Source organism: Thioalkalivibrio versutus (genome assembly GCF_001020955.1).
In the GTDB taxonomy this organism is placed as follows: Bacteria; Pseudomonadota; Gammaproteobacteria; order Ectothiorhodospirales; family Ectothiorhodospiraceae; genus Thioalkalivibrio; species Thioalkalivibrio versutus.
Map to the genome: position 1 here is coordinate 1,750,195 of NZ_CP011367.1, position 22,262 is coordinate 1,772,456.

The window sequence follows — 22,262 nt, forward strand, 5'->3', positions numbered from 1 at the left end:
CTGGCCCAATGGCCTCCATGAGTCGCGTGCAAAAATCCGTTTGCGTCAGAGGGGCATACCGAGCTTTTCGGCCTTCGCCTGCATCACGATCATGTCCTGGCCCTCCAGGACCACGTAACTGACCAAAGCACCCGGATTATCTCAGACACACAGCTCGGGCCATGTTTTCCGATTCAGCCCGCTCGTCGAATGTTCTCTTTTATCAACGCAATGGCGTCATCTGCCGCCGCCTTGAGGTCAACAAGATCCAAGCGCTTCGCCTTCGAAAGGTTGACGTATTCTTTCTTCAGACCCCTGGCAGTCCGACGCTCCGAGTCGTAGTGTTTGACTTCCCACTTGTCCCCTAGACTCCAATCATTGCTGGAATAACTGTCTCCGGTCTCTCTGAGCCACATAAAGAGCCTCAAAAACGGCCCGTCCAGCCAGCAACCAATCAATGCTTCTTCTGGCCCCACTGATATCTCGTCTGGGCGTACGAGTGAGCGGTACAGACTCTGCTCCTCCCATGCATATTGAGCTGAATTCTCCCGTTCGTAGTATGTTGTGCTGCACTCCTTGAGAGAACCACCAAAGTCTGGTAACTCTTTCCCCCATATAAGGCGATTGGCCTCCAATAAAAACTTCCAGTTATCATAGCGTGTAATCTCGGCGCTGAGATAGCTTTGATAAAATAGATCCAAGCTATCCCAATCGAATTCGGCTTCGGCCATGCCCTTCTTTACAATGACCAAGTCGATCGCAGAACGATGTATTCTACTTCCATGATAGCGTTGAAGGGACTCGGGGACTTCGAGTTCGTTCATGGAATTTCTCACTCCTTCTGTTTTTCCCAGATAATCGATTTGACGAGACGCAAGGAAGGACAACTCTCCAACGACAGCTCCTCCCATTTCCGCATCAGCGAAAACCAGCTCACATTACGCCAGTCGGCGTGGCGGTTTCGCGCCTTACGGCCGCCATCGACAGAGAGGATCACACGGTCCACATTGCCACCGCTAGCCCAATTTCTCTCGATCCAGCGAGCGTAGTTTTCCAACTGACCCTCGGTGACCTGGTGGCCGAACTTGGCCTCGATCACGACCATGGGCGTGGAATCGTTTCGTTTTGGCCCCCACAAAACCAGATCCAGTGCACCCTTCTTCAGCCGCCCATCAGTACCGCCCTCTATATCATGGCGGGTCTCTTGCTCGGCCACTATTCGCGGATACTGCGCCGCCAGCTCGCAAAATAGGCCTTCCTGAACCACTTGGGGGGTACCCAGCGCCGTGAGAAAATTCAAAATGCGCTCACGGCGCTGTTCTGGATCTTTAGGTGCATCGAGGGCCGCAGCCAGCGCCTTAGTAACCTGTGGCTCGGTCGGACTTTGCAAGTAGGCGGCACCCTGAAAAAGCAGACCATGAGTGTCCTTCCCGATCGAGCCGGGTCGCATTCCGATGAGAGATGTCAAACTCTCAGGGTGCCAACCGCACTCACGCGGAACGGGATTTTCACTCACTACGCCAACAGCCTCCCCCAGCATCTTCACGCCACCAAAAAGATCTAGAAACTTGGCTGCTTTGTCTTGGTTGATTAGATGCGTTAATCGGTCCATTTGTCTGCCAGCGCGTTCAAACGGATTACCGCCGTCCTGACCCTCCTCTCCGGTCATCCGGGACACAGGATCAGAACCGGTTACCCCTCTCGACGGGTAGCTGCTCATAAGGAACCTCCTGATCCATGTTTCCGGTTTTCTTTCGACATCAACATCCAAAACGCCTCCCGGAGGGTATACATCGACAGGCTGTCCCTTCTTTGAACAAGTAAACAATAACCATCCTAAGCCACTACCCTGCCCCCCTCATCCGCAGCCAGCGGAGGTTCGTGCAACTGACCCCCCCCCTCTCTCCAATTCGAGTAGCGGGCCGGCCTGGGACCAGACCTAGTTTGTTGTTTGACTTCAATCCAACTCATAGGGGAAAGGCACAGGCGAGCACTATGTGCGCCTCGAACCGCGACCTTTCGTCCAGACTCAAAGATTCTTCGTCAGCACGTACTTCACACCTAGATTATGCACACCCAGTTTGGCTTTCCATCCCTTTATAAACGGGTAAATGGAAAGGCTTGGCCCCGGAGATCCGTTCGTTGAAGACGCATTGGTCAAAATTCCCCTAATAACTCGCCTCGAATAAACGAGCCGACGAGGCCAATCGCCTCGTTACTGTTAAGCCCATGAGAGCCGCCGGATAGATGAGGAACGATCACAGCAGGAGCGTGTGTTGGTAGTTCTCCGTAGTAGACGGCCTTTTTGTAACCATTGACGGAGAAAGTCGCGACTTTCAAGTCTGCGATTCCGAAAGCGTCAATGTACTCCGGAATAGCAGTAACGCCGGCGCAAACGAGCAACCGTGGACGATGCTTCTTAACCCATTCTCGAAGAATCGGAAATCTGGTGCTTCGACACCATTTTTGATAATCGGATTTCGAACTAAATCCGGTATTTCGGGAGGTATCGGCGTCCCACGCCGCCATATTATTGAAAGGGATAGGGTATAAATTTCCTTTAAAATATCCTTGGCTATTCCTCTCAAAGATTCTTCTCTCCTTCGCAAACTCTCGATAGCCGGATGTAGGGAATCCATCAATGCTCGATAACAGCTTGAAAGCGTTGCGATTGAAAGGCCACCCCAGCTGTAGGTCGACCTCGTAATTTGCAAACCGAGTATCCTCGTGATTGGCTTCGTCATACTCCTCTTCATCTCGCACGGACCAACCGGGCTCTAATCCGAATACCCAAACGGAAGGCCGGTTTTGGGATCCTGGATCACCCCCGTCGCAGCCCGGAAAAGGGTTCTCTGGACTGGGCTTCATTTGGTTTTCGAATACTGGTTTCGGATTTACCATAAGTCGCTGTCCAATGTGGTCACTAAGAACTTTTGGGGCAGTTCATCTCGCCTCAAACCCTGGCTACTACTGGACCGAACTCGGAGGGCGGCGCCCGGTCTGGATCCCGCCGGCTCTCATTCACCCCAGCGTGCCTTAAGCTGGGAAAACTTTCCCCCTATCGCCCTTGGACGGGTCCAAAGTGCGCTAACCCGGAAGTCTCAGGTCCGATCACCCGTTCGGAATCACCATTGGCACCCTCAGATCGGGAGGAACGTTCTGCATCAACTGGATCAGGCGCGCTACCGGAATCTGATACTGGCCGTTACTCGGTCTCGGCTTTCCCTCGAATTCACGCCAGACGAATTTGCCCGGCCCGTTGTAGGTTTCCGCGAAGCCGCCTTCTCGGTCCAGCTTTAGCACTAGCAAATGCTCCGGACCACTTCGAAGGGCTACTCTTGTTCCTTGGGTCGCCTTGATCTCGATCTCTCGCCCATCCTTAACGGCGTCCACGCCCGGTGAAGATGCCCGGAGGAGATCAAGCCCGTAATGATAGGCCGCGAGGCACTCACCCAGACTGCCCACGAGGTGACCATCCGGCGTGAAATGCCTTCCGGGAAACATCGCCTCTAACGCCCCCACAACGCGATACAACTCGCCTACCAGTTTCGGCAGATGCTCCTTATCCATTTGCAATGCCTCTCAGCTCTGTCGAAATCCGGTGACGAACGTTACGTCGCGGGAGGCAGTAGGGAAATCTGCCAGTCCTCTGGCGCGTCTTCCGGCAGGGCGTGATCGAGGTACGCGATCAGGTCTTCCTGGCGCGGTTGGCCGAACACCATGCGGTAGAGCGCCAACTGGCGTTTCATGTTCTTGAGGCGGCCGACATCCCGGCTCAGCGGCAGAAGCAAAACCCGTCGCTGAATGCGTGCATCACCCGCCTCGTAGATCCACCAGGGGGCAAGATCGGACTCCTGCCCGGAATCGGTACCTTCCGCGCGCTCAAAGAGATATGTCCACGGATCCCCTTCACCACCCCACCCCGCGAGCGCATGCAAACCGATATCCTGCGCCACGTTTCGGCGCACGGCATGCCCCTTGTAACGGTGGACGCGGCCCTCCCGCTGCTCCATGTCCACTGGGTTCGACGGCAGGTTCCAGTGAACGACGGAATGGCACCAGGTGTGAAAATCCAGCCCCTCCTGCCCCACCGATGTGCTGGCCAGAACGAAGGGACGAAACGGTGAATTGAAAGCGGCCCGTACGGAGTCGGCGCGCGCAATGGCACCGCCGGCATCGTCTCGCATGTCACCAAAGCGCAGGGCAAAACGGCACCGGATCATGACGTCGTCGACGGCGAGGCGGCGCTGCTTCACGCGAACGTCATCCACCTTGAGCTGCGCCGAGCGCATGGACAGCGATTCCGCTACAGCCCTGGCGACGCGATCGATGCGGTCGGCGGATGGTGCACCCGCAAGGCCAAGCTGCTCCGGCAGCACATGCACCTGCTCGTCCAGCACGGCCTGAAGGTTCCCCTCGACCGCGTACTCCAGCGCCTGGCGCCAGTACGGGAGCTCATCCCGATTCTGGATCAGAACGATACTCTCAGGGAGGTTGAACAGGGTCCGAAAGCCATTCGCGATCCGCGCCGCTCCAGACAGCAGCGCTGCCGCATTCCATTCGACATCCGGGGCCACGCGCCGCAGCGCACGCACGGAGCAAGCACCCGGGCCTCCCAGCGCGAAAAGGGCCAGCACCTCGGCCAAGTCGGGTGGCCGCCGCCCCAGATCCAGCCCATCGCGCATGGTCTCGACCATGTGATCGACGTGAGCCTGGAACTGATCACTACTCTCGCGCTCGGGGATCGCCTCGGACCAACCAGAAGCCGCCTGCATCCAGGTCATCAGGGCCGGGTTAGCCTCCAGCATCGCGATTGCCGCCCAATACCAACGTTCGTCGATGCGGCCGGCCACATCGCCGGGTGGCAGCTCCGCCAAGAGAGCTGAACATCGCCGTGTTGCTTCTCCCAGCACCACATCAAGCGAAGGGGGCGTGCCATCGCCCAATTCAACAACGATGCGAAGCGGATCCACCTCCCGAGCGAGGCGAGGTGCCGGCATGATGCGCATCAACGCGGGCATCCCGGTCAGCCGGCCGGCAGCATCCGTTTGAAACCGCAGCAGGGGCCGCACACGCTCGTAGGTATTGCTGTACGTGACGTTCCCGTCCGCTCCGGCAAACGCCCTGGCTTGAGCCTCATAAGAGCATATCGTCGCAATGGCATCCGGCACCGCATTCCAGGCCGAAAACACCAGTTGCTTGGTCACATCACCCACCTCGGCCCAGTGACCGGCGGGCTCGCTGTACGGTAGCGAGGGAGGTAGCCAAAGCAGCTTCCACAAGCCCTTATCCACGGTCTCGTCGACGAAGCCACGCATCCGCGCATGCGGCATTTCCAGCGACCGATAATCCTCGATCCTTCGAGGATCGATGGTACTCAGGCCCCGCCCGTCTCCGATGGTCTGCCTCAACTCGGCAGAGGGCGTGTCGCCCAGCGCATCAAGCTCCCTGCGGATCTGATAATCACGCATGTAACTCAGCATGTACGGGATCGACTTCCAGTACTCGATCACATCCGGCAGACCCGCCGCCCGAGCGGTAGCGTCGACGACCCGGGCATACTCGAGATCGTCTGGCTTGAGGCGAACCTCACGTTCATCGCCCTCCAGCATCGCATCGCGCCGGCGAGTCAGACCGACCCGCTCCGTGCGGCACATCACCTTCATCAAGCGCGCCTGCAGGCGCTCCCGCGCCTCGTGGATCGTGCCTTGATCCCCGTCGGCCAACAGCCGGCAGCCCTGGCGATAGGCCTCGAGATCCCCGCGGAGCTGTGCCACTTCACCGGGTTCGTCATACAGAAACCCAACCGTCGCGAGGAAGTTCTCGTGGTGATCCTCATCGGCCTCGCCATGCATACTCAGCATCCGGTACGGCGTCGCCGACAACAGCAGCAGCCGGGAGCCATCCAGCGAGAACAGGTCCTTAGCAAGTTCTGCCTCTTCGGTATCACCCCCGAGCAGATCGGAGAAGCGCTGAAACTCGTCCAGAATCACCAAAGAGGGCCGCAGCGCCTCGAGGCAGATTCGAGCCAGCCGCCGGCGCAACAGCCCGACCACCAGATTCCGCTCGGCATTGGCCCCATCGCCCCGTTCATTCTCCGGACGTTCGAACGTTTCGCACAGGTGTCGCAGCCGTTCACGTAGCTCGGGATCCAGACGAACGTCCTCGAAGAACGAAGCCGCCAAATCCGCATCCATCTCAGGTGGCCCTTCCTCCAGCATCTGGTGCCAACGCTCGCCCACGCTGCACTGCAATCCATTGCGCAGTCCGATCCGACTCAACCCCTCCATGCCATTCAGCATATGGAACAGCAGGATCCGTTCCCCCGCGATACCGGTAGTTGAACGCAGGTTGAAGGTCGTGCCCGGCGTCAGGCTGATGAAATTGACAGGGTTCTGGTTAAGCTTATGGACCTTCTCCGGCAGCAGGGTCAGACGAGTCGGCAGGGCAAAATCCTTATTCTCCAGGACATTCATCCGTCGAACGTTCTGTTGCGCAATCGCCGCGTTCGAGCACACGTAGATGATGTCAACTCGACCCTGTTGCCCGCTCAGCGCCTCCAGGGTCCGCGCGATCACACCGCGCGCAACCAGGGTCTTGCCCAACCCCACCTCATCCGCCACCAGAAAACGGCCGCTCCCGTCCGCAGCGAACAGCCGCTCGAATGCGTAGTCGACCGTCCGTCGTTGGAACGGCTTGAGCGAGGCGAGCACCGGAGCCGCATTGAATCCTTCGAGCTCACTCACCGCGTCGCTCCATCGCTTGTTGGTACGTCTGCCACAGTTGCTCGAACTCCGGCGGCACGAGGTCCGACGTGCCCGTGCGCCCTTGCAGGCGCTCGATCATCCCGGCGATATCCTGAAGCCGCTCCGGCTCGCGGCTGTAGCACCGGGTCATTTCTTCCAGCAACGGCAATTCGTCCAGTGCCGCCTTGTGCCAACGCCCGTGCCCGCTCCCTGCCGTCGGCATGAAGGCCGCCGCGGAGGCTTCGTCGCCGGCCAGCAACAACATCAGGTACCGTAGAAAACCGTCCCGGTTCTTTACCACCGCACGCAGGATAGCCGCCTCCCGTTCCTCCGCCGGCAGGCCCTCGATCGGCAGGTTCAATGCAAAGCGCAGCGGCTGCTCCGCCGCCGGATCCGACAGTTCGAAGGCGATGAGACCGGTAAGGTAGGCCGCCCCGGAATGAGCAAGCTCGATCCGCCCCGCCTCTTCACCTGCCCCGAACATCAATGCGTCGCCCGGCGGGCGGCTTACCGGCCAAACATGACAGACGACCGACTCCGGCAGCTCGACTCGCCCGAGCAACCACAACCGCCACATGCCCTCCGTAGCCCCGGGTTCGCATTCGACCGCTAGTTCACTCCGGGCAAGCGCTTTACGCGCGCGTTCCAGCCGCTCCTGCGCCGCTCTGGCCAGCTCATCCGTTTCTGTGGCCGCGCCCACCCCTGGCTCCCAGCGCTGTAACACGCTCCCGAGTCCCTTCTCGCCGAGGAGGTCATCAATACCCCCGATCTCACGGCGCGGGCCCCGCAGGGTCGCAATCACTTCAACGTTGTTCTGCCCGCCCAGGGCGGCATCGGTAACGTTTGCGGAACCGATGGTCATGACCGTTTGTGGCCCCTGCTCCGCAATCCAGACCTTCGCATGGAGCCCGTGCGTGTCGTGATCAATCTCGCCCTCGTTGTCCTCGCTCTCCGCCGCCTCGTGCAGCGCGTAACAACCCCCGAAGGCAGTGAAAGACGCCGAGGACAGAGACTCCAGCTCATCCGGTCGAGAAATCAACGCCACCGGCTGGGCGCTGACGCTGGCCAGTTGCCTCAATGCTTCGTCTTTCACGAACGGAGAGATCACGGCGAGTCGGTCGCTCGGCTCCGCGCGCCACCGACTCGTCGGCCAGCCGAGAACCGCGAATTCGATCGAATCAGCGCCGGCGGGCAGCTGGAACTCGCAGTCCATCACGTCTCGCGCCAGTGCTTGCGCCTGCTCACGCCGATCTGGATCGATCGCCCGGGTGGCAAGCCCGGGCAATGCCTCCACCAATCGAGCCAGCGGCCGGTTCACTTCGGAAGGGCCGGTACCCAGCCACCCATCAAGCTGCAGCGAAAGATCCCAGGAGCGATCATCGGTCACATTGCGCGACAGAATTGCGACCCGCAGCAGCGGTGGATCACTCACCCCGTCGTCCGGCATAAACCGCAACACCCAGATCTTGGGATGAAAGACCCCGCTGCCGGGCGGTTCCACCTCCACCATGCAGGGCTCCAGCAATCCGAACAGGTGGTTTTCCTTCTGCGGCGCGCGCATTTGGCCACGCTGGAGATAGAGCGTCACCCGGTCCATCGTCCGCCGGACCGACTCATACACCGCGATGCCGTCATCCCGCCGCTCTGCACCCAGCAGCGACAAATGCACGGGAATCGTCAGCAGCGTCGGGATATCCAGCGAGAACGTCGTGCCCAGTGCCTGGTCCAGCGAGTATCCGGGGGGTGGCGTGAGCAGATGGGTGTAGAGGTTCCGGCCGTTGGGATCGAGCATCAGCCGCCATCCCGCTGAAACGCCGCGTACAGGTCCCGATGGAACCGACTCACCGTCGCCCAGCGATAGTTGTAGCGATCCGCACCCGATTTACCGCTCCATTGCGTGAGCGCCTGCGGGTTGTTGAACCGGGAGCGCGACTTCTTGAGGAGCGATTCGCGCAGTCGGATCAACTCACGCGCCCCCTCATCCGCACGAAGCCGCCCACCATCGCTCCCACACTCGAGCACCTTCGCAAGCCACTCCCGAAGAAACGTACGCGCGCCCTCCGATACCCGCAGAGAACCCGCCCTCGTCCACCCGAACAGCTCATCCAGACTCCATTCCGCGAACGGCAACTCCTGGGCAGATGCAGACCAGTCATCCAACCGATGTTCGTAATGTTCCACCCAGTCCTCGCGTTCCCTTCGTTCGGAAAGCGCCAGGTTGTAGAGAAGAAACGACCCATGCGCGAGCACCGCGAGCTTCTCCGCATGGTCCAGTAATTCCTGCTGGCTATCACTGAAGCCCGAGCGATCCGGATGTTCCCAGGGATAATCCACGCCTGCGGGCAAACAGCCTTCGAACAGATGGGCCAACAGGCTCGACGGGTGGCATTCGCGCACCCGATCCAGAATGAAGGCCGCCTCTTCGCTCGTGAGCGAAAGCGAGATGCCGGCCGGGAATCGCTCAGGCGCCTCCGGTAACCCCGCGTGCCAGGTCCGATACCCCAAACCGCCGGCATCCCCATCCACCTCCAACCGCAGGGACTGGGCCGCCTGTCGCCGTCCCACCAGCCCCGCCACACTTCGCACGTAGCGATCCTGTGACAGCGAAACCTCCCGAATACCCCACGACTCAAGCCCGGCCCAGTACACCGAGCTCGGCAGGCGTTTCAGGGTACGCCCCGACCCCACCCCAAACACCCCAGCCTGATCGTCCGAATCCAGCAACGCATCCACGATCCGGAATTCCAGATCCGAGGCCCTCGCCGGCACACGATCCGCCTCCAATGCTCCGCGAGCCAACTCCGACTCAACCTGCTGGTACACCCAGGGCACGAAGAACATGTAGCGCAACCGCGTCTGAATCGTACTCGTACCCGGAAACAGCAAGTCGGCCAGATTGTCCCGAATAGAGCCCAGCCCCAGCTCATCCCGGGTATCGCGCTCACCGAACATGGCCAGCACACGAATGCTTCGTTCGCGCGCCTCCGCATCGTGATCAAGCCAGGCTATTCTCGACTGGAGCATTCGCTTTCCCTCCCCATTCCGCCAGGGCCGCCTCATACGCCCGAGCCAATCCGCCAGACCATCATTTTCGCCCCAAAACCACCCTTCTAAGATTCCTAGAGCCGCCTTCACCTCTTTTAACGCATTCGTTTACAGCAACCTACCGAGGTCCGACCCCGAGATGTGGTGCGCATGTGACACAATTTGTTGGGCGCCGCTCTTACTACATCCACCAAACCAGTTCCTTTGGCGTATACTCCGCCCCCATTTTATGATCTGGAGCCAAGGCTTCGAAGATTTCTTCCAATTGCCTTAGATCTTGATTGGCCACACCATTCGCAACCAAGACCTTCGGCGGAAACCCATGAGGAATACTGTACTGCAAAGGGTTTACCAAACCATCGGCAAGTTGTTCATCACGACACGCCCGCACAATTTGGTGCAGTTGCCTAATCAACACCACGGCACCTACTGAAGGAAAGACAATTGGCTTGCCATCAGCATCTTTGCAAAAGCTATTCTCAGTGAGCAAACCGGAACCAGGGTGCAGCAAGGATGATAGTGGTTCGTAAATGAAGTCATCCCAAACAATTACTAGCACTCCGACGAAATTTTTCTTTACCTGAAATTGCTCGAATTTCGACTCGGAACTAATCAGGAAATCCTTGATGGGATTGTCCCTTGGAAGGGTTACCTTCTCTGGATTAGCGAGCAGTTGCTTGATTTGGTCTTGAGATCCAAACCTTGCAGCAACTTGCTCAGGATTGGCCGCGCGATCCTCCTGGTGAGAGAAAAGGGCTGGCGCTTTGACTTCTACAGCAAGGGTGATGCGCTCATTCTGAACCAATATTTCTGGGTTCTTTCCCCGCTTTTCAACGGAAGGTTCCGACTCAAATGTAGTGGAGTCTTCCCACTTGCGCCCCAAAACGTGACTAACAACCAAAAGCTCCGCGAGGACTTGAAGCAATTGCTCCCAATCTGGCAAATGCTTTTCCCTTCCGCCAATGCTGGAAATAATGGAAATCGTTCGCTTAGCGTAGCCGGGGATGCAGTTTTCGCAAACAAGGCAAGCATCGACAATTGAATCTGCTAGCAGGTTCGGCACACCTTTCAATGTGTGGTTAAAGTGCCAACTGAACCAATGCCAGTGCTGAAATATTCGGGATTCCTCGATAATCTCAATGAGATCGTCTCTAGTCATCAGGCTAGCTCCAAGGCGCCCAACGTTTGGGTTAACCGGCGCCGACACCGAACTCGACCGCCTTCGCCGCCCGCAAGCTCACCGGCGTCCGGTTGAACCCTTCGCTAGAGTCCGCCTTCAATTCCACGTATACCTAATCGGATTCCCAGTGCCGAACCTATATTCATCGGGTATTCGCCGGCCGACATAGGCATTTTGGATCTCGGGTGGTGCCTCTCGACCGACGAAGCCTAGTCTACTAGGCGTGTCTGGGCGGCCAGGGAAATTCTCTGCCGTTGCTTCCAACCACTTTTCAGGGATAAACACACCTCGGATAATCCCCTTCTCTGAGGCCAGGACCAGTTCTGCTTCGTTGGCGCGCTTTTGACTGAGATTCCAAGCAAATCGTGTCGCTTCGTAAAGCGGCTGCTCTAAGGCGCTTCTATTCACACTGATCAATAACGCCCGATGCCGAATCGCCGCGGGTTCAGCCAGATACTCACGAACTATCTCGTCCGCGTGCATTGCACCGCGATCGCCGCTACCCTCTCCTCCCATGAAATTTGTAAGCCCTGGATATGCATCGATCAATGCAGCCTCGACTTCACTTGCTACGCTGGGCTCCATTCCGTGCCGATGCACCACATGGGAAACCTCGAAACCCGCAAGACGTATTGCTCTTATCCTTTTCAGCTTGTCGCCCACCTCGTCGGAATCACTACCTAGTTCGTCATGAATATGGGAATACAGCCTATTTCCAACACCGCGTCCCACGTAAAACGTTTCGCCATTACGCGGGTCGATTAGTCGGTAAACGTAGTTTTTCAGATTCTCAATTACTTCGGGTGGAAATCTATCCAAGGTGAATATTCCTCTGTTCTCTAAACTATAGCTTTAACGCCGACGTTCAGCGGCAGTCTTGGCAGACCGAAGCGGCGACAAGGCTGTCCGGTGGAGGGCCGCAAGGCCCGGAACGAACTGGAACTATTGGTTAGGGGTCAACCTACCGCAGATTCCCCGTGCTAGCCGTATAAACTCGTAAGCTTCACCCGTAGAAATTCCACCAAAAGCGTTCCAACGCTCATGGATAGCAACGTTTCGAAGCCGCTGCATCCCGTGCAGTAACTCTAACGTGCGCTTGTCTAAAATGTTGCTATCGGCCAGGAATTTCATATTCCGGCTAGGTGAAAATCTACGATGTTGATCAGAACCGGCGTGGGACTCGGCTGCTTCAATTAAAGCACTTTCAACCGCGGACCATGCCACTGCGACTGCTGGCTCTGGAAATTCCTCAGCTAGCTGTTCGGCTTCATCAAGCAACTCAGCCGGCTCTTTTGGGCCGCCGCGACTCTTTCGCGTTTGCTCAGTGACCAAGTGGGCCTCTTCTGCTTGTTGGCCAAGCTCCCTGAGTTCACGTCCAAAATCCAACTCTAGGTCTTTGTAACGTAACTTGGTGAGTGCCCGTAAAATTGAAGCAAGGGGTTTTCTCAGCAAGAAAACCGCTGCGAGCACTACTGCGGGCCACGCGGTTGCTTCAATAACTCCAAGAATGAATTCAAGGGGTTGCATATATTCCTAACGCCTAGCTCACCCGACGAAAACCGCATAGCGGTTTTTGGTCGAGTGGAGCGTTGTGTTATAAGCAATCATGCCAACATCCTACGAAATTTCGGATGGACGTGATGAATAGAAATATTGCCCCCGAGGAACTTCGTGGCACTAATTAGCCCATTGGATTCGAACACGTCCAGAATGTGTTCAATTAGCCGAAGCTTAGCCCCTGTTCTATCTGCTAATGTTTTGTTGTCCTTCACGTCTTCATTGACGATTAGGCCTGCGCACTGTTCCTTCAGATGATCGTACCCATCAATCTCGGAGCCGCAATATTTCTCGAAACCATAGCCAGTAACTCGAATATGGCATCCGTACCGATCTGGCCCTCCGCCGAAGTAATGCGATAACTCGAAGTAGCCATCCGCCCCCAAAATCTCGATGGACTCCTTTACCTGACCTTTTGTTAGCCCAAGGGCGTCAAGGTCTCGAAAAATTTCCTCGGGCTCGAAAATGTGTGCGTTGTTCTCCAAATCGAATGCGACAGCCCGCTTCAACACGAGCGTATCTATTGTTGGAAGTCCCGCAATGTCGCTAGTGGTCTTCTGAACAAAATCGGGGGGTTCTCCTACAGGTGGCCTTTCGCGGACATCGTAAATTGCCGCCACAATTCTCTTAAGTAGCGTTTCAAAGTTCCCTGTATCTTCGACTCGCTCCCACAAGGTTGACTTTAGCACTTCAGGAACACTGCAATCATCAATTACAATGGGGATGATCTTGGTACCCTTTGAGATGCGCGAGACCATGCTCGCGTTAAGCTCCTCTGTCACCCAAGGTTTCGAAACGCTGAACTTGGAAAGGACAATGATTACAGCATGGGCCTCCTTCAGGCCTTCTTCGAAGATCTTGTCGACAAGACTATCGCCTGGGAGCATTTCCCAGCGATCTAGCCATGCATCAACGCCGTTTTCCCTGAGCTTCGTCGCGAAGTTGGTGACGAATCGGTCTTTGTCTTCACTGGCATGACTGATAAAAACACTAGGGCTCATGTGGTGACCTCTTGCTTATAACAGTGTATTAGACAGAATCTGGGATATTGGCGCTATAAAGATTCTGTATAACACCCACTTGGCCGTGAAATCCCGCGAGCAAAGCGCTCCATACCGTTCGGTTGCCAACGCGCGGATGGGAGCACGCTTGGCGAACGGAATGGCGGGATTGCGGCGTGGTGCCGTTCGGCCCCCGGGCTGCCGAAGCGAGCGCCAATGCCCTGAGGCGCTTGTTCATTGAGCGGGTCTCTTGGGCGTCGGGTGTTGGTCGCCTGCCCCGGCGGTCAGCAGGCGCAGGATCAGTAGGGCGAAGTCGCGCTGCCGTTCGGGGTCGTCCAGGACCTGCATGGAGAGTTTTTCGTGGTCGGTCATGGCGTCGAGGACGGTGTCGGTGACGCGTTTGGGGAACAGGCCATGCATCACCTGGTCGGGGCTGTGGTTCTCGACCTGCGCCATTACGGCGTCGTCGCGGCGGATGCGGTCGGCGATGCCGTTGGCGAACTGGAGTTTGTCTTCGTCGCTCACCTCGGCGCCGAAGAGGTCGTTGAGATGGTCGATGATCTCGGAGAGGCGCTTCTTTTCCGGGTCGTGGGGCTTGCCAGAGCCGACGTCGGAGAGGGGTTTGAGGCCGTTGTAGTCCTCACCCTCTTCGCCTAGGTTCAGTTGGTGTTCGGCGCGCTTGTTCAGGCGGTAGTGGGTCAGTTCCAGTTCGGAGACGTCGATCGTGTCTTCTTCCAGGTTTTGGGTGCTCAGCATCGGGTGCAGGCCGCGGGCGTATACGCATAGCTGCTCCAGCTCGCGGTCTTCGAAGTCGACGATCTGGGAGAGGAACTCGTAGCTGCGTACGAAGCTCTGGAGGTTCTTGCGGAACAGGTCGAGTTCGTCGCGAGTGGTGTGCGCGTCCTTCAGCTCCTGCTCGGCCCGGTGCAGGCCGGTCTTGTCGCCATTGCGCTCGGCTTCGGCGTACGCGGCCTTCCAGGTCTGGATCTGCTCGATCACGGCCTTGTAGCGGGTGGTGTAGCGTTCCCGGGCGGGCTGGCAGTAGTAGCTGAGCTGGCTTGCGTTGACCTTGGGATCGAAGAATGCGCGGGCGAAGTTCTCGACCTCGTCCCAGTGGTAGATGCCTGAGGCGTCCAGGCTGTGCTGCAGGTCGTAGACCACGTTCGGGTCGGAGACGTCGGCGAGCTCGGCCTTGTTGTAGTAGGGGCGGAAGGCTTCGAGGATGTCCTCGGCGTCGTTGAAGAAGTCGAGGACGAACGTGTCCTCCTTGCCCGGGAAGGTGCGGTTCAGACGGGAGAGCGTCTGTACGCACTCCACGCCCTGCAGCTTCTTGTCCACGTACATGGCGCAGAGCTTGGGCTGGTCGAACCCGGTCTGGAACTTGTTGGCCACGATCATCACGTTGTATTCGGCGGTCTTGAACGCGTCGGCCAGGTCGCGCCCCTTCAGGCCCGGGTTCAGCAGCGAGCTGTGCTCGGTCACCTCCTCGGGGATCACCTCGTCCGGCAGTACGGAACCGGAGAAGGCCACCAGTGCGTGCACGTCGCCATAGCCCTTGTCCTGGGTGTACTCGCGCATCGCCAGCGCGTAGCGCACCGCCTCCTGCCGACTGCCCGTCACCACCATCGCCTTGGCCTGGCCGTCCAGCAGGTGGCGCACGTTGGCGCGGAAGTGCTCGACGATCACCTCGACCTTCTGGCTGATGTTGTGGGGATGCAGCCGCACCCAGCGGGCGATCTTGGTCGAGGCCTTGCGCGACTCCACCTCTTCGTCATCGCCATGCGGGTGAGCCAGCTTCCAGGCGGTCGAGTAGGTCGTGTAGTTCTTCAGCACATCGAGGATGAAGCCTTCCTCGATCGCCTGGCGCATGGAGTACAGGTGGAACGGCTCCGGCTTGTTGTCGGCCGAAGCCGGCAGATCCGGATCCGGCGGGCGGCCGAACAGCTCCAGGGTCTTCGCCTTGGGCGTGGCGGTGAAGGCGTAGTAGCTGATGCGCTCGGTCGGCTTGCGTGAGGCGACGGCCGCATCCATCAGCTCTTCGGCGCTGATCTCCTCATCCTCCGGCTTGTCGGTGCCCAGGATGGCCTTGAGCTTGGTGGCGGAGGACCCGGTCTGCGAGGAATGCGCCTCGTCGGCGATCACTGCGTAGCGCCCGGCGGCCAGCTCCGGGCGCTTATCCATTGCGTCAAACAGCGCCGGGAAGGTCTGGATGGTCACGATGATGATGCGCGTCTGCTCGGCCAGCGCCTCGGCCAGTTGCTCCGACTTGCTCTGGTTACCAACGTCGCGGGTGATCGGCCGCACCACACCGTGCGCGTGTTCGAACTGGTAGATGGTGTCCTGGAGCTGGCTGTCCAGCACCGTGCGGTCGGTGACCACCACCACGGAGTTGAACAGCTTGCCGCCCGCCTCGTCGTACAGCGAGGCGAGCTGGTGCGCGATCCAGGCGATCGAGTTGGACTTGCCGGAACCCGCGCTGTGCTGGATCAGGTAACGCTGGCCGGCACCTTCCTCCCGCGTGGCCCCGATCAGGCGGTTCACCACCTCCCACTGATGGAAGCGCGGAAAAACCAGCAACTCTTTCTTGCGCCGTTTTCCGTGAAAGTCTTCCTCCGGTTTGTCCTCCAGGTGCAGGAAGCGGCCGATGATCTTGAGCCAGGCATCCGGCTGGAACACGCGCTGCCAAAGGTAGCCGGTGGCGTAGCAGTCCGGGTTCGGGGGCGCGGGGTTGCCGGCGCCGCCGTCCTCCGTGCCCTGGTTGAAGGGCAGGAAGACGGTGTCCTTGCCGTTCAGGCGCGTGGCCATCGCCACCTGGTCCTGGCTGACCGCAAAGTGCACCAGCGCCCCGCGCTTGAAGGTCAAAAGCGGCTCGGGCTTGCGGGTGACCGGGTCCTTCAGCGGGCGGTCGCGCCGGTACTGGCGCTTGGCGTTCTCGACCGACTGCTTGAACTCACTCTTCAGCTCCAGCGTGGCGGTGGGGATACCGTTGACGAACAGCACCAGATCCAGCCGCGGGTTGTACTCCCCGCTGCGAGCATGCGGCGAGTACGAGACCTCCGGCACCACGCGCAGGCGGTTGGCACGGTAGCGGGCCAGGGACTCGGGGTTCATGCCGTGGTCGGGCTTGAAGCTGCACAGATCCAGCTTCGAGCCCCGGTCCTTGACCCCATGGCGGAGCACATCCAACGTCCCGCGGCGATCCAGCTCGCGGGTCACCGCACGCACCAGGGCCCGTTGCGGGTCCTGTGCATTCTTCGCGGCGAACTTTTCCCAATGCTCCGGCCAGGCCTCTTGCAGATAGCCGACCAGATCCTCGGTATAGAGCGCGTTCGCGGCGTCATACCCGCTGGCCGGACCGGTGAGCCAGCCGTCGGCGGTCATCGCGTCGATGATGTCCTGCTGAAACTGCGCTTCCCTGCTGTCCGCCATTCCGTTTCTCGTTCTTAGGGTTCTTCGGGGGTTACATCCGCCGCTTCGGCGACCAATTGTTCCTGCCATTCGCCGTAGGCCTGGCCGGTGTCCTCGCGTTGCCATTCCTTGCGGCCATTTGCGGTTCTTCCGACCACCATAGCAGCGGCCGCACTGGGGCTGGAAAATGCGTAGTCGCGTAAAAACCGCATGGGGCCATTGCCATCCGGCACTAGCACCCCTTCCTCCACCAGTTGCTCGAACAGGCGCTGATAGCCGTGGGGCGTAGGGCCCACCCACGCCTCGCGAGCCTGTGATCCTTCCAGGACGAAGAACTCGCCGTCCAGCTCCTGTCCGTAGGCGGTGATGCCGTTCTTGGGCAGCACCATGCGGAAGCGGGGTGAGGCATCGTCTGAAGTGGGTGCAGGGGTGACGCTGGCTGCCATTTCCCTGACTGGGGGCCGGCTGGAGTCGCGCAGGAACTCGAAACCGAGCACGGGCAGTACGGTTCGGATCTGTTCCAGGAAGAAGGCCATGTCGGCCTGGTCGGCCTCGGGCAGGCCGATGTAGTCGTGGCGGGTGCCGTTGACCAGGCTGCAGCGGCCCACGCGCTGGGCCTGCTGGATCAGCAGGCTCTCCAGGACCTTCACGTGGGCCTTGGTCAGGTTCTGGTCCTTGCTGGTGATCAGGCAGACCTTCTCCCAGAAGTCCTTGCCGCCCTGCTCCTCGGTGCGGTTGTGCTGCTTCAGCCGTTTGCCGACATCATCCGACTCGCCGATATACACCTGCGGGCGCACGCTGTTCTCCGCATCCGGCCCCACCAGAAAGTAGACGCCGGTGCGACCGCACTCCGGCCGCTGCACCAGCTCGCTCAGCTTGCCGCGCGGCCCGGTCAGCACATGGCCGGTCCAGTTCATGATCTCCGCCGTCAGCAACCCGTGCGGCGTTCCATCGACCAAGAACAGTCGGATGCTGCGGCCCTGGGTCATGCGGCACCGCCTTGCCCCGAATACCCGGCCGGCTCCTCGGCGACCATCGCCAGCTCCGGCTCATCCGACTCGACTCCGGCCTGCCAGCCGCGTACGTCGATCTTGCCTGTGACGGCGGAGGAGATCAGAGCCGAGCGCCGCTCCTGAAAAAGTGATATCGCGCTCTGTGCCTCCTCTATCAGAGCATCCATGCCCGCCAAGTTCTGATGCAGAAACTGCGCGATAGACTGCTGTTCTTGCCTGGATGGAGCAGCGACACGAAGTGCTGCAATAGTCTCTTGATTTATATTCGGCTGCCCGCCCCCTGAAGCATACAGCCGAATGACCACATCCTTAAAAGCAAGAAACCAATAGAACGCGAAAGCCGGTTCAACTGCCTCCGGCCTCGAAAGGACACAACACGCTTGATTGGTCGTCGCGGCGACATTCAGAAATCCAAGCCTTCCAATTGTCGCCCCGTACATAGCTATTACTAGTGAGCCCGGTGGATGCATTTGTAGCGATGAAAACTCACTCAGGGCTCGTTCGGTAATTCGTTTTTTCGTGTCAACGATAGAGGATTCACGCAGTTCACTGGTCGTAACCCACGGGACTGTTCCTTCTTCATACCATTGAGGCTGATTACTGGGCGGGGTAGTCCCGCTCCCGATCCCTCTGAATGCATGTGACACCTTCCAGAGCTCCCAGTGTACCGGCACCTCGCCCAGCCACTCGACGCCGGAGTCCTTCATGGGCACGTTGGGGTCGAGGCCCTTGGTGACGGCGTGGGAAATCACCGCCTGCCGCTTCTCCTTCAGCAGCTCGATCAGCCGCCGCTGCTCCTCGATCAGCGCATCGATCTTCCCGGTCTCGTGGTCGAGAAAGGCCGCGATCGCATCTTGCTCTTTCTTGCTTGGTAGGGGGAACCTGACAGACCCCAAGAAACTTCGGCTTACACGTTCTCGCGTTCCTCCGCGGGAAACCGACTTCATAAACGCTAGATATGGCGAGGAGGAGAAAAAATAGACAACGTATCGTGAATCGACACCGCGTCTTATCTTGAGGATGCAAACATCTACTGATGTGATCATCCGAGCGCCGAGGTTCGGTGCCGAGCAAGCTCGGCCAACCGGATCGGCTAGCCGGCAGATCAAAATATCGCCAGGCGAAACCTCGGTACAACGGAGGAGGTGGAAGGTCTGTTCAGAGACATACCTGAAACCCTTTTCGCGATATTCCCCGACGCCGATATTTCCCGTCTGTATCAGCCGAACGCCTTCGTCGGCGATGTACGGCGACTCAATCCAGTCACCGTCGGTGAAAGTATCAAGGCCGGCCCGTGCCAAACCCCGAACTGGAACCATGCTCCAATGCTCCGGAACCTCGCCGAGCCACTCGACGCCGGAGTCCTTGTACTTGGGGTATTTCGGGAAGCTCACGCCGAAAGCTCCTCGATCATCTGCTTGATGCGGGTTGTGACGGCCTTGAGATCGGCGTCGATCTCCTCCAGCGGGCGTGGGGGCTGGAACACGTAGAAGAGGCGGTTGAACGGGATCTCGAAGCCGACGATGCCGATCTCGCCGTCCTGCTCGTCGCGCTTGGCTTCGCCGATCCAGGCGTCGGGGACGTGCGGTTTCACCTCGCGCTCGAAGTACTGGAACACGTCCTCGCCCAGCGGGACGTTCTCGGTATCGCGCAGGTCGCTGTCGGACTCCAGGTTGCCCTTGTTGTCGGTGCAGATGTCCGCTTCCGGGTCGCGCTCGCTCAGTGCGTTCCAGATGGACTTGAGGGCCGGCGCGCCCAGCTTGATGCCGAGGTCCTTCAGCGTGGCCTTCAGGTCTTTCAGGAAGGCCTCGCGGTTGGTGTAGACGCGGTCGGCGTCCAGCCGCTCGCAGGCGGCCTGCACGCCGAGTCGGGTGGTGTCGTCTAGCTTCTGGATCGGCTTCTCGGCCAGCATTCGTTCGATGCGCGCGGGGCTGGCCTGGAAGTTCAGGCGCAGCGGGCGCTCGACGGTGATGCGGCGGTAGCCGAAGGCCTCGTTGGGGAAGAACTTGCTCTTGTCGCTCTCCTCCAGGCTGCCGTAGGTGCGCACAATCGCGTCGATGTTGGCGTCGTCGATGTACTGGCGCTTGGAGCCCAGCGACTTGCGCATCTTGGCGTAGCGGTCGGTGGCGTCTATGAGCTGCACCCGGCCGCGGCGCTCGGCCGGCTTGTTGTTGTTCAGCACCCAGATGTAGGTGGCGATGCCGGTGTTGTAGAACATGTCGGTGGGCAGGCCGATGATGGCCTCCACCATGTCGTGCTGCAGCAGGTAGCGGCGGATCTCGGACTCGCCGCTGCCGGCCCCGCCGGTGAACAGCGGCGAGCCGTTGAGGATGATGCCGATGCGCGAGCCACCCTTGCGCGGGTCGCGCATCTTGCTGACCAGGTGCAGCAGGAACAGCAGCGAGCCATCGGACACGCGCGGCAGGCCGGGGCCGAAGCGGCCGTTGAAGCCCTTGTGGTTGTGCTCGTCGGTCACCTGCTTCTGGACCTTCTTCCACTCCACGCCGAACGGCGGATTGGCGAGCATGAAGTCGGCCTGCAGCTCGTCGAGCTGGTCGTCGGAGAGCGTGTTGCCGAGCTTGATGTTCTCGACGTTCTGCCCCTTCACCAGCATGTCCGCCTTGCAGATGGCGTAGGACTCGGGGTTCAGCTCCTGCCCGTGGAGGGACACGGTCACGTCCTGACTGATCTGCTGGACGTATTCGTCGCTCTCGGACAGGAAGCCCCCGGTCCCGCAGGTGGGGTCGTACACGGTGACGATACTGTGCGGCTTGAGCTTGTGCTCCTGCCCGGTGAGCACGAGCGAGGTGGTCAGGTGCACGATGTCGCGCGGGGTGAAGTGCTCCCCCGCCGTCTCGTTGGAGCTCTCCGCGAACTTGCGGATCAGCTCCTCGAAGATCAGGCCCATGCCGAAGTTGGTGATTCGCGCCGGGCGCAGGTCGATCGCGGCGAAGCGCTGCACCACCTGGTACAGCAGGTTGTTGGCCGCGAGCTGCTGGACGAAATCCTCGAAGTGGAAGTGATCGAAGATCTCGCGGGCATGGGTGCTGAAGGACTCGATGTAGCTCATCAGGTCCTCGGCCGTCTGCGTATCCGACAGACTGCCCAGCGATAGCGGCGAGGTGTTGAAGAACGGCTGCTCCGCCTTGCGCAGCAGAAGCTGCTCGCGAACGGTCTCCGATTTGTTCTCGTGCTCCTTCGCGGCGGCCAGGACGCCGTCCTTAGTCGGCTCCAGCACGCACTCCAGCCGCCGCAGCAGCGTGAACGGCAGGATCACCCGCCCGTACTGCGACTGCTTGAAGTCCCCCCGCAGCAGATCCGCCACCGACCAGATCCACGCCGCCGTCTCCGAATGATTCTCCGTGTTCAAGCCCTGCTCCCCTGCTCTTTATTCACTCTGCCCAAGGCCGGGCACCCGATGGTGCCGGCATTGTTGCAGCAAACCTTCACGCCGCGCGAACACGTCCGATGGCGCTATTGCTCGCGCCCAACCCCCAGCCTGCCAGCTTCAGGCGACAATTGCCGCCGCCTGAGTCCCGAGGCCCACGAGGCTGGAATGAGCCGCCCTCGAGCACCTGTTTCAGCTCGTCAATACGCAGGGGTTGCTCCCGTAGGTTGCCTCACAGGATCAGTTGCAGACGAGGTCAGCAATCTCGAAATCACTCTCGCCGAAACAAACGCTGCCCGATTGGATCTCACCAAAATGGATGCGGCCCGGCGTAGTCACTCGAGCGCGCTCCCCCTCTCGCCTCGCACCATTCGAAAAAACCGCGACGAAATTCGACGCCAACTCGCGCATGTACCGGCTGTTATTGATCCGGCCACCGTGGCCCTTTATGAGAAACTGAACGTTCACACATCGATTTTTTCTCACCTGACCTCCGCTTACGGTTCCGGAAACGAAACCGCCGGGATCCACGGTGCCATCCACGAATCCGCCGACTACCGTTTCCCGATCAAACGTCGAATAATGATGGATCTCCATTGATGAGCACTCGTGCTCCATCGTGGGTCCCGTTGGGACGCGCTGAGTCACCGCCTGGCGCTCCCGCTCTTCCAGCCTTTGGCGCGACTCTCGCTCAGCCCGAAAACGTCGATCACCGGATCCATCGAGCACATTTGCATCTGGATTCAGCCGGAGCGTCCCGCTAGGCGTCCCTGCGCAAGGCCTATCGGACAACGTTGTACCGCCATCCGCATCGATGCAACGGTAAACATCGCGCGCTTCGGCCGTAGATACGATCATCAACAACAAGATGACCGCGGGAACGAGCTTCGTAATTCCTTTCATATCACCACCTTGATCCGCTCAGCGCGCCACAGGACCAGGAAT

At 59.4% G+C, this 22,262-nt stretch carries 16 protein-coding genes; all 16 read right to left on the bottom strand.

Annotated elements, in window-relative coordinates:
* Nucleotides 1–173: 173 nt before the first annotated feature.
* The 16 genes from TVD_RS08140 to TVD_RS14230 all read right to left on the bottom strand — a co-directional run bounded on the left by TVD_RS08140 (nt 174) and on the right by TVD_RS14230 (nt 22,220).
* Complete coding sequence (locus tag TVD_RS08140) at nt 174–803, bottom strand: hypothetical protein (protein WP_047251314.1); 630 nt, start codon at nt 801–803, stop codon at nt 174–176.
* A gap of 8 nt (nt 804–811) precedes the next feature.
* Nucleotides 812–1,699, bottom strand: coding sequence for a PD-(D/E)XK nuclease family protein (locus TVD_RS08145; protein WP_047251315.1), 888 nt, complete (start codon nt 1,697–1,699; stop codon nt 812–814).
* Nucleotides 1,700–2,136: 437 nt separating this feature from the next.
* Nucleotides 2,137–2,742 carry a hypothetical protein gene (locus TVD_RS14580; protein ID WP_156167526.1) on the bottom strand — a complete coding sequence of 202 codons (606 nt, stop codon included), beginning with the start codon at nt 2,740–2,742 and terminating at the stop codon, nt 2,137–2,139.
* A gap of 348 nt (nt 2,743–3,090) precedes the next feature.
* Entirely contained in the window at nt 3,091–3,549 is a 459-nt protein-coding gene (locus TVD_RS08150) for a DUF6998 domain-containing protein (protein WP_047251316.1), read from the bottom strand.
* Nucleotides 3,550–3,590: 41 nt separating this feature from the next.
* A complete protein-coding gene (locus TVD_RS08155; RefSeq protein ID WP_047251317.1) occupies nt 3,591–6,725 on the bottom strand; it encodes a helicase-related protein in 3,135 nt (1,044 codons plus the stop codon).
* Nucleotides 6,718–8,517, bottom strand: coding sequence for a phospholipase D family protein (locus tag TVD_RS08160; RefSeq protein WP_047251318.1), 1,800 nt, complete (start codon nt 8,515–8,517; stop codon nt 6,718–6,720). The genes TVD_RS08155 and TVD_RS08160 overlap by 8 nt, the downstream gene beginning before the upstream one ends.
* Nucleotides 8,517–9,749 (bottom strand): DUF6361 family protein, encoded by a 1,233-nt coding sequence (locus TVD_RS08165; RefSeq protein ID WP_047251319.1) that lies wholly within the window; start codon nt 9,747–9,749, stop codon nt 8,517–8,519. Before TVD_RS08165 ends, TVD_RS08160 begins: the two co-directional genes overlap by 1 nt.
* 202 nt (nt 9,750–9,951) lie before the next feature.
* Complete coding sequence (locus TVD_RS14585; RefSeq protein ID WP_156167528.1) at nt 9,952–10,929, bottom strand: hypothetical protein; 978 nt, start codon at nt 10,927–10,929, stop codon at nt 9,952–9,954.
* Nucleotides 10,930–11,046: 117 nt separating this feature from the next.
* Nucleotides 11,047–11,769, bottom strand: coding sequence for an LEM-3-like GIY-YIG domain-containing protein (locus tag TVD_RS14225; protein ID WP_205622070.1), 723 nt, complete (start codon nt 11,767–11,769; stop codon nt 11,047–11,049).
* A gap of 123 nt (nt 11,770–11,892) precedes the next feature.
* A complete protein-coding gene (locus TVD_RS14590; protein ID WP_156167530.1) occupies nt 11,893–12,477 on the bottom strand; it encodes a hypothetical protein in 585 nt (194 codons plus the stop codon).
* A gap of 77 nt (nt 12,478–12,554) precedes the next feature.
* The gene (locus tag TVD_RS08175) at nt 12,555–13,508 is read right to left on the bottom strand and encodes a toll/interleukin-1 receptor domain-containing protein (RefSeq protein WP_047251321.1); all 954 of its coding nucleotides are present in this window, start codon (nt 13,506–13,508) and stop codon (nt 12,555–12,557) included.
* Between the two features lie 234 nt (nt 13,509–13,742).
* Nucleotides 13,743–16,937: a type I restriction endonuclease subunit R gene (locus tag TVD_RS08180; protein WP_047251322.1), complete on the bottom strand. Its 3,195-nt coding sequence runs from the start codon at nt 16,935–16,937 to the stop codon at nt 13,743–13,745.
* 14 nt (nt 16,938–16,951) lie between these two features.
* A complete protein-coding gene (locus TVD_RS08185; protein WP_047251323.1) occupies nt 16,952–17,905 on the bottom strand; it encodes a GIY-YIG nuclease family protein in 954 nt (317 codons plus the stop codon).
* On the bottom strand, nt 17,902–19,323 hold the full coding sequence (locus tag TVD_RS08190; RefSeq protein ID WP_205622071.1) for a restriction endonuclease subunit S: 1,422 nt from the start codon (nt 19,321–19,323) through the stop codon (nt 17,902–17,904). Before TVD_RS08190 ends, TVD_RS08185 begins: the two co-directional genes overlap by 4 nt.
* Nucleotides 19,320–21,299 carry a type I restriction-modification system subunit M gene (locus TVD_RS08195; protein WP_047251324.1) on the bottom strand — a complete coding sequence of 660 codons (1,980 nt, stop codon included), beginning with the start codon at nt 21,297–21,299 and terminating at the stop codon, nt 19,320–19,322. Before TVD_RS08195 ends, TVD_RS08190 begins: the two co-directional genes overlap by 4 nt.
* A 258-nt stretch (nt 21,300–21,557) precedes the next feature.
* Nucleotides 21,558–22,220, bottom strand: coding sequence for a DUF4124 domain-containing protein (locus tag TVD_RS14230; RefSeq protein ID WP_082119105.1), 663 nt, complete (start codon nt 22,218–22,220; stop codon nt 21,558–21,560).
* Nucleotides 22,221–22,262 lie beyond the last annotated feature (42 nt).